This is a genomic window from Streptomyces sp. NPDC004609 (assembly GCF_042873655.1).
Taxonomy (GTDB): Bacteria; Actinomycetota; Actinomycetes; order Streptomycetales; family Streptomycetaceae; genus Streptomyces.
Genome location: NZ_JBIALS010000058.1, coordinates 17,866 through 27,145 on the forward strand (window position 1 = coordinate 17,866; position 9,280 = coordinate 27,145).

The following is a 9,280-nucleotide window of genomic DNA, read 5'->3' on the forward strand; positions in this document are numbered from 1 at the left end:
CCGCCGTTCGCCGAGGCACCGTGTGACGCGGTGGACAGCAACCCTCCCGCACCGAGCGGAGGTGATACGGATACGCGTGCTCATATCGTCGATGAGCAGCACGGCAGGCTCCCATCCGCCGTCAGGACGTCGATCGCGCCCGCGGCTCGCGGCGCTTCTTCGGTTCCCGGGCCCGGATGCCGGGAGCGTCCTGCCGAGCGCCGGTGGTACGGGGCCGGTGCCCACCGGAGCGGAAGTACGGGTGAGGACCGGTCCCACGCGGGCCCGCAGGCGGGACCGGTACGGGTCGGACCAGGCGGACCTCCGGTCGAACCGCACCGGCGGGTTTCCGTCCGCGCGTTGGACGGCGAGTTCGGCGGCCGAGGGCGGGACCGGCGCAGATCACAGGAGGTCCTGGTAGGTCGGCAGCATGAGATCCAGGCATTCGGCGTACTGGGGACGGCCGAGATCCTGGTAGGCGCGGGCCCACAACGGATGCAGCTCCGTCAAACGCAGGAAGTCCTGGTGGAAGGCTTCCGTCAGACCCAACAGGGCAGTTGCCGGACAACCGGCGTCCAGCATTCCCACGGCGTCGGCGAGAATCTCCTCCAGGCGCTCGGAGGAGACAGGGCCGTGGCCGGCGAACGCGTCGGACGGTGCCAGCACTCCGATGCCGTACACACCGTGCTCATGGCGCCATCCGGCCGGGACGGCGAGGTCCAGGGGCACCAGCACATCACGACCGTCCTCGGTGATGCCGAACTCGGGTGAGGGGCGAAGCCCGAGTTCGGCTGCCAGGCGGGCGATCAGGGCGCGGTCGGCGTCGCTGAGGTTGTCCTTGCGCAGGCCGAGTGAGAGCGCGAACTCCAGGCCGGCCCGGGTGTCCCGGCCGATGACGCGTGCTCCGGGTTCCTGGGCGAAGACGGCGACCGGGTGATCGGTTCCGCCCAGTTCCGGCGCCGGCACCACCCACCCGATGTGCGTGCCGTTGCCCAGATGGCCGAAGGGCAGCAACTCGGGCGTGGCGTACAGCGGAGCGGGCCTCGGCAGCCGTGACGAGGGCCCCGGATAGGAGTACTCCCAGCCGCCGGGAGCCAAGGGAACCGCCTCAAGATCGAACATGAAATCGTAGTACGTCTCCAGAAGTATCTCGTCGTACAGGTCGTCCTCGATGAACGCATGCTCCCAGGCGATGTCGATCAGCCTGGCCAGGGCGGGCGGCGTGGGGAAGGGGAACAGGTCGTCGACCCAGCGCGGGGGTGAAGTCATGACGATCAGTATCGCCAGCCACGGGGGCACCGCACACGCGTTCCAGGACCTCCGGGAGGAAACCGCCGAACCGTGTCTGCCGGTCGTGGGTGTGGGAAGCGCGAAGCCGCGCAGGGCCGGCGATCGCCGGACGGGAACACGGCTGGTCGGGCTGTCGGCTGAGGCCCGGTGACGGCATGCCCGGCGGCCGCCGGACCACCACACCGAGAGGCCCGGTCACCCGGGTCAAGGGCAGGCGGGGGCCGACCGGGCGCGCTGCGGCGACGGAGTACGGGCGCGGGGGCCGGGCATGCCGTCAGCGGGTGCGCGGCGGCTCCCCGATGCCCCAGTCGGCCAGCTCCTGGCGGATCCGTGCGAGCTGGGCCCGCTCCCGCGCGTAGTCCGCTTCCGAGGACTCGTCGAGCTTGGCCGTGACCTGGTCGAGGACGTCGGTGAGGCTGATGATGATCGCCTTCAGGCTGCGGGGCTCTTTGCTGAGCGATGGTGCCGGATTCATCGAAGGCCATCTCCAGACGTATATGTCCCATGTGGTACGCCTGGACTGTATCCCGGTCGATGCGCTTCGTCGGCGCCTCCTCCGGACGGGCCCGGCATCCCAGGCGCCGCGTGCGGCCCCGACCCGAGGTGAACCCCTCGGGCTCCCCTGCCCGGGTTTTCTGCCCGGGCCGCGGGCTCGGTCGTTTGGCCGCGACCGCGCGATGCCACGACGACCGTACGCATGCGCGCCAACGGCCGGGAGCGCGGCCTCGTGTGCGAGGACCGCACACTTCTGGTCCACGCCATCCGCGACAACCCCGGTCTCAAGGCAGTCCAGCAGGCCGCGCGACAACACGAAAGCTGACGTCCCGGTCCGAGGCCGGCGGCGTCATGTGCGGAATCGGCTCACCTCAGGGACACACCGGCGGAAACGGAGCACGGAAGCTACGGAGCCAGGCCCGGGCCGAGGAAGGCGAGAGCGTCACGGGTGAGTTCCCGGGGCCGGTAGCCGCCCTGCCGGGCGAGTGCCGCGGCAGCGCAGACGCAGGGGTCGAAGCACGGATAGCCCCGCAGCAGGAAGAGGTCCCACTCCTCGTCCTCCGCGATCCAGAACTCGGCCAGTGTCCGGAGTGATGCCTCGGTCCCGCGATGGTCCTTCCGCGGGATGCTGACGGCAAGACCCAGCCAGGCCCCGTCGACCGCGTCGGCGGGCTGAGGGCCGAGCGGGGACGCCCCGGTACCGAGTGCCAGCTCCCGGACGACCCGGTCCGGGAGCGCCTGAGGGACCGGAACCGTCCGCAGCCCTTCGAGGTGGCTCCGGTCTCCGCCGAGTACCGCATAGGGGAGCGCCCCCGAAACGTCTCCCAGCAGGGCGTACCCCCAGGAGGCCAGTGACGACCACCTGCGCCATGTGGGGTGACCGGCGCCCGACGCGTACAGAGTGGACGTGATCTCCAGGGATATCTCGTGCGCCTGGGACACGGAGTCGTCGATACCGATGTCTTGCCGTGACTGCGCCAGCCAGTCGACGCTGTCCCGGATGAGGGACAACGAGTCGGCGAACCGGCCCTCCGGGGCGGCCCGGCGGCGTGGACCCGCCGACGCGACCAACCCGGCGGCGCCGTCGATGACCCGGGACACATAGCCGTCGGGATTCCTGAGAGCCACTCCTCGGACCTCCCCGGGCCTCGTCCCTGTGCCGCGCGTTCTGCCCGCCCCAGCCCGCCGGTTGACCGGAGCCCTCCGTCGCCGTGGTGTCATGCAGGGAGACCGGACTCCCGCCGGGGATGCTACGGGAGAAGGTGACCTCTTCCGTCGCCTTGGCGTCCCGGACCGGTGCGTCATCGGTGTGGCGGACCGTGCCGGACCCGGCGCGGATGTCCGCGCTCGGGGCCGGGACGATGCCGACTCGTTCGCCGTGTCCGGGCCGTCGGCGTCAGGGGTTGCGCGGGGCCACCAGGCCGGATTCGTAGGCGAGAACGACGAGCTGCGCGCGATCACGGGCGTGGAGCTTGGTCATGGCCCGGTTGATGTGGGTCTTCGCGGTCATCGGGCTGATCACCATGCGGCCGGCGATCTCGTCGTTGGACAGGCCCTGCGCGACCAGGGCGACGGCCTCGCGTTCGCGGTTGGTCAAGTCCTCCAGCCGCGTGTCGGCGCCGCTATGGAGCGGCTGGGTGACAAACCGGTTGATGAGCTTGCGGGTGATCGAGGGCGCGAGCAGCGCGTCACCGCGAGCGGCCACGCGTACGGCGTGCAGGAAGTCCTCCGGCACGATGTCCTTGACGAGGAATCCGGCGGCCCCCGCGCGCAGCGCGTCGAAGACGTACTCGTCCAAGCCGTAGTTGGTCAGGATGACGACGTGCAGCCGGGCGAGGGCCGGGTCCGCGGCGATGCGCCGGGTCGCCTCGATGCCGTCGACGACGGGCATCCGGATGTCGATGAGAGCGATGTCGGGCAGGTGTTCCCTGGCCAGAGCCAGGCCCTCCTCCCCGTCGGAGGCCTCGGCGACCACCGCGATGTCGTCCTCCAGGTCGAGGAGCGCGCGGAATCCGCTGCGGATGAGCGGCTGGTCGTCGACCAGCAGGACCCGGATCACGACGCCCGGTCCACGGGGAGCTCGGCCTGGACGGTGAAGCCGCCTTCGCCGCGCGGCTCCGCGCGCAGCCGGCCGCCGAGGGCGGTGACCCGTTCGCGCATGCCGAGCAGTCCGACGCCGGGGGGCGGGGAGGTGTCCGGTGTGGCCCTGCCGTCGTCGTCGACTCGTATGGTCAGGGTGTCCGGACGGCAGTCGATCCGGACCGACGCCGTGGCGGCGCCCGCGTGACGGGCGATGTTGGTGAGCGACTCCTGAACGATCCGGTAGACGGTCCGGCCCACCGCGGCGGGGACGTCCTGCTGTTGTCCTTCGATCGTCAGACTCGCGTCCAAGCCGGTCAGCCGGGCACGTTCCACCAGTTCCGGGACGTCGTCGAGCTCGTGAGGCTGGGTCAGGCCGTCGTCGCGCAGCGCCTCCAGGGTCGCGCGCAGTTCCCGGGTCGCCTCGCGCCCGGCCTCCTGGATCGCCAGCAGGGCCTGCGGCACCTGTTCGCCGCGCTTGCGGGCCACATGGACGGCGACCTCGGCCTGCACCTTGATGATCGAGATCTGGTGGGTGAGTGAATCGTGCAGCTCCCGCGCGATGTGCAGGCGTTCCTCGTCGGCGCGGTGCCGCGCGGTCTCCTCCCGGGTGCGCTCGGCTTCGTCCGCGCGCCGCTCGGCCTGCCGCAGTGCTTCACCGGCCGCGGCGGCGGCGATCAGCCAGGCGATTTCGAGGGCGCCCCGGGCCTGTGCGAACGCCTCACCGATGTCGTGCAGGCCCGAGGCCAGGGCGGCGAGGGGCAGAGCGGCGAGTACGGCCACGCTCACCGTCACGGTGATGGTGCGGTGTCCCGCTCGTACCGCCGCGTACACCGCGAACAGGTACGCGACGGCGGGTACGTCGAAGCCGGCCGCCTGGTAGCCCACCGCACACAGCCCGGTGACGGCCAGGACGGGAACCGGCGCACGGCGGCGCCCGGCCAGCGCCAGGCCGCCTGCCGTCAGCAGGGCGTATCCGAGCAGGGCGGAGTTCGTGGCGGAGTGCTGCTTGGACAGCCCTGTGACCAGCAGGATCGCCGCGATGCCGACGGCGATCGCCCCGTCTCCGAGGCGGGCCGGGACACCGAACGGACCTCTACTCATGAGCGCACCCTAACCGGATCCCGCAGCGGGCGAGTCGCGCTCCCGGACGAGCCGCCGGCTACCACGCACGCGGTACGTTCCAGCCTCCTGCGGCGTCCGCGGTAGCCGGCTGCGGCATCGGCGGCAGCGTGGATTGCCCGCGTCCGCCGGACGACCGGCGGTGGGTCCGGCGGACATGATCGGGCGACGTTCGTCGCAGGAGAAGAAGGAGCACCTCATGACAGTCCGATTCATGCTCGCCGCACCGGCGGCCGTTCACCTCGCGGTCCAGCCGGCCGCCGCCGGTGCCACCACCATGAGCGCCGGGCGGCTCGGCGCCATCGTGGCCACGTCGGTGGGGCTGATCGGCTTGGTGATCGGCGTGTTGGCGCTGGCCCGCCCGGCCGGTCGTCTCGGCGCCGGCCACGGACGGCTCGGGACCGTGGTGCCCCTGGCGGCGGGACTGATCGCGATGGCCCTGGGCGGGCTGGTCGTGGCCACCTCCGACAGCGGTATCGGCACCGGCAACGGGCGAGGCGGCGCCTTCGTGGCTCTGATCGTGGGGCTGATCGGGGTGGTCCTCGGTGTGTCGGCTCTGGCCCGCTCCCGTCGCGCCGGCTGACCGCAGCGATACGGGCGTGTGCTCGGGTCGGCCCGGGGGTCTCGCCACCGATGTCCCGCGCGCCGTACGTGGCGGCCCCGCCTCATGGCGAGCTGACCGGCCCTTTGCGGAACCGGCTGCGGGATCCCTCTGTGCCGGAGGCGGGAGACCGGCTGGACCGCTGTGGCCGGAACACGGTACGGGCACGTCGACAGCGACCTGCCCGGGGTTGTGTCCGGCTCCCGCCGGGGTCTTCGAGCGGGCGCCGGACCGGCTCACCACCGCCACCATCCGATGCGCGGTACATCGTCCTATCAGTCTGGTTGGGCACGAAATCCGTCGGTACAGTGTGCGCCGTTGAGGCCGGGAATGCCCCGGCCCGGGGGGAGCAGGACGATGGGCGATCCCACGTACGGCGAAGGCGCATACGAGGCCGACGACGTCATACAGAGCGCCGACTACACCGGGTATCTGTTCACCAGTGACTATGTGGCTGGTGAGAACGGCATGAGCCCGGACCCGACCGGTCCGGACGCCGATACGGACGGGGCGGCCGGAGACGGAGGTGGCGGCTGATGGCAGCCGACTGGACCGGTCCCGCCTGGCGGATGAACCTCCCCGAGACATGGATGCTGTGCGATTTCCTCAAGACGGACTCCACGCTGCGCAGTTGGGGTGCGTGTCACCACTGGGGGCTCCTCGAACTCCAGGTCCTCGGCGTCGTCAAACCGGTGACCCGGACCGAGATGCAGAAGAAGTACGTCTTCTTCGGACCGCTGGAGCCGTTCGTCTCCCGGGGGTTCGTCCGGGGGGCCCGCTCGGACGTCCGGCTCACCGACTACATGGAGCGGGCCAAGGACCGGGTCCTGACCGGCCTGCGACAGCACGCGGCTTCGCAGGTGAGTGACCAGCTGTACGGCCAGGGCACAGCGCGCGGCGACTTCGCCGCAGGTGGTGACTTCGACCGGGAGCTGATCCGTTCGATGGCCGCACGCGGGTATCTGCGGATCACCAGCGACAGTTGGTCGGGCCTGGAGAGCCGTCGGACCGAGCGTTCGGAGTCAGCGGTCCGGCAGGCCGCAGCGGACATCGAGCGGGCGCGTGGCCAGTTCCCCGAGTGGGTACGGAGCGATCCGGGCCGTGCCCTGGAGTTCACCCGCAGCATGGGCGCGATGACGCTGATGGTGCCCTCCGTGCACGAGAGCTGGCGGTCCGCACTGGCCCGGCTGTTCAAGAGCGCGGCCGCGGGCCGGGGCCCCGGGGGCAAGGACAGCGGACCGGCCGCACGGGTGGCCGGCCAGGTTCTGGCGGGCGCGATCCGGGGCGCGGCCCGCTCGGAACAGTTCGGCGACCTCGTGGACGGCTTCTACGACCGGGTGACCGTGGAGGTCACCGACACCCTGCTGGACGCCACCGACTTCTCGGGTGTCTGGGACTTCTCGGGTGCCGGTGACGGCGGGGGCGACGGCGGTGACGGCGGAGGGTGAGCCGGCGTCCGCGAGGGCCGACGGTGACGGGTGCCCGGTGGGTGATGTGTGTCAGGCGTCGAGCCACATCGGTTGCAGTGATGGTCCGTCATCCGGGAGGCGGATCGGTTCCCCGCGATCGCGGAAACCGTGCCGTTCGTACAGCTTGCGGTTGTCGGGAGTGGATGCCTCCAAGTAGACCGGCAGTTCGCGTTCTCCCGCTCGGGCCAAACCGGACGTGATCATCGCGCTCCCCGCACCCCGGCGGCGGTGTTCCGGCCGAACGGCCATGGACTGGAGGTAGAGGTGGGGGCTGTCGGGGTGCCGGGTGTCCGTCGCTTCCTGAACCGCTCGCAGGCGGCGTGATACCGGATCGTCTCCGGCGGGTGGTTCCGTGGTTTCCGGTATGCCTGATCGAGGCACCCGGATCGAGGCGCCGGCGGGCACGCCGTCGGCTACCGCGAGGATCAGGGCCCCGGTGTCAACAGCGGCACCGAGGGATGCGCCGAAGACGCCACGCAGGTACGTGAGCCGTGTGACGGGGTCGGGGAGGGCCCAGGCCATCACGGCCTCGTCGGCGAATGCCGCGGTGCACAGCGCCGCGACCTCGTGGAGTTCGGAGATCGTTGCGGGACGCGTGGTGACAGGCGGTGCCGTCATGTGCTGTTCTGCCCTTCGCCGTACGCGGTGATCGGGAATCAGCCGTCGCCGGCATGCGCGAGCGCGCTGGGGGTGAGGCGCCCGACGATCGCCGGGGCCTCGTGGACGAGTGTGTCGTCGGTGAGCGCTTCGACCATGAACAGCGCGAAGTCGACGCGTCGTGTCAGGTTGCTCGCGAGGAGCGGGGCGCCGACGTGGCGGCTCCACACGGGAAGCCCCTGACTCTCGCCCTCTGCGAGATCGCTCGCACGGACCAGGGTCCACCGACGGTCGCTGGCGAAGATCCGGCGCGACGCCTCCACCTGGTCGTCGACATCGATGACGCGCAGGGTGCGTCCCAGCCGGGTGACGATCCGGGTGGAGGCCCTGAACGTCCAGGAGTACCGGTCCTGATCGTCCCGGGGGACGTGCCAGCCGCACGAGAAGACCAGACGCGCGTCGGGGTCCGCGTGATCGAGCACCGCCTGTGCGGTGCCCGATGAGTACTGCCGCACGCCCCAGGGGACGAGTACGGTCAGCACACCGTCGCACCCGGCGACGGCTCGTCGGATCACCTCCCGGTCGTTCGTGGCACCGGGCACGATCGTGATCCGGTCCGCGAGCGCGGCGAGTTTGCCGACGCTGCGTTCGCGGCAGACGCCGACGACGTCGTGGCCGCGGTCCAACGCGTGCCGGACCAGGTACTGCCCCAGCTTTCCCGAAGCACCGACGACGCAGACCTTGCGCATCCGCTCCGTGCTCATCTCTCGGCTCCCGCCCTCGGCCGACCAGTCGAACTTACAATGTAAGTAACGATAGACTTACGCCGTAAGTTGGGCAAGAGGGCAGCGGAGGGCGCTCATGAGCGAGCACGGCACCGGGCGGCGTACGAAGCCGAAGAGGGTGGCACTCAGCCGGGAACGAGTGGTGACCGCCGCGATCGCGCTGGCCGACGAGAAGGGCGTCGCCGGCGTCACCATGCGGGCTCTCGCCGCCAGGCTGGGCGTCGAGGCGATGTCGCTCTACAACCACGTGCGCGGCCGGGAGGACATCCTCGACGGGATGGTCGACGCGGTGTTCGGTCAGATCGGCCTTCCGCCGTCGGCGACGGACTGGAAAGCGGCCATGCGCGACCGCGCCAGATCGGCACGCACGGTGCTTCGAGGCCATCCGTGGGCCGTCGGCCTGATGGACTCCCGCCGTCGGCCCGGCCCGGCGACCTTGCGTCACCACGACGCCGTCCTCGAAGCCCTGCGGGCGGGAGGCTTCTCCCTCGCGATGACCGCGCACGCCGTCTCGCTGATCGACAGCTACCTCTACGGGTCCGTCCTCCAGGAACTGAGCCTGCCCTTCACCGGCCACAACGAACTCGACGACATCGCGGGCACCATCCTGCGCGAGGTGCCGACCGACACCCACCCACACCTCACGGAGCTCATCACCGAGCACGCCCTCCAGCCCGGATACGACCCCGCCGACGAGTTCGAGTTCGGCCTGTCCCTCATCCTCGACGCTCTGCACCCCGACTCACCGCCCTAGTACTGCAACGGTGTTTGGCGTGACTGGTGGCAGGCTCGGTCGTTGATGCAGTTATGGGTGGGGACCTTGCTGGTGTCAGGTTGTGGGCGGGTGAGCTGGACGCTCTGCA

The 9,280-nt window shown here is 70.8% G+C and carries 11 protein-coding genes; 4 read left to right on the forward strand and 7 right to left on the reverse strand.

What is annotated here, in order from left to right:
• Positions 1 to 381 precede the first annotated feature (381 nt).
• The 5 genes from ACFYT4_RS34160 to ACFYT4_RS34180 all read right to left on the reverse strand — a co-directional run bounded on the left by ACFYT4_RS34160 (position 382) and on the right by ACFYT4_RS34180 (position 4,947).
• Positions 382 to 1,248, reverse strand: coding sequence for a hypothetical protein (locus ACFYT4_RS34160; RefSeq protein WP_389278142.1), 867 nt, complete (start codon positions 1,246 to 1,248; stop codon positions 382 to 384).
• Positions 1,249 to 1,543: 295 nt separating this feature from the next.
• Positions 1,544 to 1,744: a hypothetical protein gene (locus ACFYT4_RS34165; protein ID WP_389278145.1), complete on the reverse strand. Its 201-nt coding sequence runs from the start codon at positions 1,742 to 1,744 to the stop codon at positions 1,544 to 1,546.
• A gap of 425 nt (positions 1,745 to 2,169) precedes the next feature.
• A complete protein-coding gene (locus ACFYT4_RS34170) occupies positions 2,170 to 2,892 on the reverse strand; it encodes a hypothetical protein (protein ID WP_389278148.1) in 723 nt (240 codons plus the stop codon).
• Between the two features lie 268 nt (positions 2,893 to 3,160).
• Positions 3,161 to 3,823, reverse strand: a complete 663-nt coding sequence (locus ACFYT4_RS34175; RefSeq protein WP_389278151.1) for a response regulator — start codon at positions 3,821 to 3,823, stop codon at positions 3,161 to 3,163.
• Positions 3,820 to 4,947 (reverse strand): sensor histidine kinase, encoded by a 1,128-nt coding sequence (locus ACFYT4_RS34180; protein ID WP_389278154.1) that lies wholly within the window; start codon positions 4,945 to 4,947, stop codon positions 3,820 to 3,822. The genes ACFYT4_RS34175 and ACFYT4_RS34180 overlap by 4 nt, the downstream gene beginning before the upstream one ends.
• Positions 4,948 to 5,164: 217 nt before the next feature.
• Here ACFYT4_RS34180 and ACFYT4_RS34185 point away from each other — a divergent pair, with 217 nt between their 5' ends.
• The 3 genes from ACFYT4_RS34185 to ACFYT4_RS34195 all read left to right on the forward strand — a co-directional run bounded on the left by ACFYT4_RS34185 (position 5,165) and on the right by ACFYT4_RS34195 (position 7,014).
• Positions 5,165 to 5,548 (forward strand): DUF6223 family protein, encoded by a 384-nt coding sequence (locus ACFYT4_RS34185; protein ID WP_389278157.1) that lies wholly within the window; start codon positions 5,165 to 5,167, stop codon positions 5,546 to 5,548.
• A 375-nt stretch (positions 5,549 to 5,923) separates the two neighbouring features.
• The gene (locus tag ACFYT4_RS34190; protein WP_389278160.1) at positions 5,924 to 6,103 is read left to right on the forward strand and encodes a hypothetical protein; all 180 of its coding nucleotides are present in this window, start codon (positions 5,924 to 5,926) and stop codon (positions 6,101 to 6,103) included.
• The gene (locus tag ACFYT4_RS34195) at positions 6,103 to 7,014 is read left to right on the forward strand and encodes a hypothetical protein (RefSeq protein WP_389278163.1); all 912 of its coding nucleotides are present in this window, start codon (positions 6,103 to 6,105) and stop codon (positions 7,012 to 7,014) included. The genes ACFYT4_RS34190 and ACFYT4_RS34195 overlap by 1 nt, the downstream gene beginning before the upstream one ends.
• A gap of 51 nt (positions 7,015 to 7,065) precedes the next feature.
• On the opposite strand, the gene ACFYT4_RS34200 is transcribed toward ACFYT4_RS34195, so the two are convergent.
• Entirely contained in the window at positions 7,066 to 7,653 is a 588-nt protein-coding gene (locus ACFYT4_RS34200; protein WP_389278166.1) for a GNAT family N-acetyltransferase, read from the reverse strand.
• A 38-nt stretch (positions 7,654 to 7,691) separates the two neighbouring features.
• The gene (locus ACFYT4_RS34205; RefSeq protein ID WP_389278169.1) at positions 7,692 to 8,396 is read right to left on the reverse strand and encodes an NAD(P)-dependent oxidoreductase; all 705 of its coding nucleotides are present in this window, start codon (positions 8,394 to 8,396) and stop codon (positions 7,692 to 7,694) included.
• Between the two features lie 97 nt (positions 8,397 to 8,493).
• Between ACFYT4_RS34205 and ACFYT4_RS34210 the strand changes: the two genes are divergently transcribed.
• Complete coding sequence (locus tag ACFYT4_RS34210) at positions 8,494 to 9,171, forward strand: TetR/AcrR family transcriptional regulator (protein WP_389278172.1); 678 nt, start codon at positions 8,494 to 8,496, stop codon at positions 9,169 to 9,171.
• Positions 9,172 to 9,280 lie beyond the last annotated feature (109 nt).

Excerpts from the sequence above, each read along its gene's own strand:
- ACFYT4_RS34160 (WP_389278142.1), bottom strand. The coding sequence starts at position 1,248 with ATGACTTCACCCCCGCGCTGGGTCGACGACCTGTTCCCCTTCCCCACG.
- ACFYT4_RS34165 (WP_389278145.1), bottom strand. The coding sequence starts at position 1,744 with ATGAATCCGGCACCATCGCTCAGCAAAGAGCCCCGCAGCCTGAAGGCG.
- ACFYT4_RS34180 (WP_389278154.1), bottom strand. The coding sequence starts at position 4,947 with ATGAGTAGAGGTCCGTTCGGTGTCCCGGCCCGCCTCGGAGACGGGGCG.
- ACFYT4_RS34185 (WP_389278157.1), top strand. The coding sequence starts at position 5,165 with ATGACAGTCCGATTCATGCTCGCCGCACCGGCGGCCGTTCACCTCGCG.
- ACFYT4_RS34190 (WP_389278160.1), top strand. The coding sequence starts at position 5,924 with ATGGGCGATCCCACGTACGGCGAAGGCGCATACGAGGCCGACGACGTC.
- ACFYT4_RS34195 (WP_389278163.1), top strand. The coding sequence starts at position 6,103 with ATGGCAGCCGACTGGACCGGTCCCGCCTGGCGGATGAACCTCCCCGAG.
- ACFYT4_RS34200 (WP_389278166.1), bottom strand. The coding sequence starts at position 7,653 with ATGACGGCACCGCCTGTCACCACGCGTCCCGCAACGATCTCCGAACTC.
- ACFYT4_RS34205 (WP_389278169.1), bottom strand. The coding sequence starts at position 8,396 with ATGAGCACGGAGCGGATGCGCAAGGTCTGCGTCGTCGGTGCTTCGGGA.
- ACFYT4_RS34210 (WP_389278172.1), top strand. The coding sequence starts at position 8,494 with ATGAGCGAGCACGGCACCGGGCGGCGTACGAAGCCGAAGAGGGTGGCA.